Raw genomic sequence first — 208 nt, 5'->3', positions numbered from 1 at the left:
AACTCTCGGGACAACCCCAGGTTCTGTATATAGCCAGCATCCACATCATTGAGCAACCATCCGACGATCATTCGCCGCCGGCATGGCTCTCCACAGGCCCTCCGAAGAAGACCGGTGAGGAATGCTCCTTAGAAAGGAGGTGATCCAGCCGCACCTTCCGGTACGGCTACCTTGTTACGACTTCGTCCCAATCGCCAGTCCCACCTTC

At 56.7% G+C, this 208-nt stretch carries 1 rRNA gene; it reads right to left on the bottom strand.

The features are described from left to right. Positions 1-132 precede the first annotated feature (132 nt). A 16S ribosomal RNA gene (locus ADK67_RS17115) occupies positions 133-208 on the bottom strand; the annotation flags it as partial.

This window comes from Saccharothrix sp. NRRL B-16348, assembly GCF_001280085.1.
Taxonomy (GTDB): Bacteria; Actinomycetota; Actinomycetes; order Mycobacteriales; family Pseudonocardiaceae; genus Actinosynnema.
Note: the sequence above shows the minus strand (reverse complement) of the source record. Positions and strands in the feature narration are given on the sequence as shown.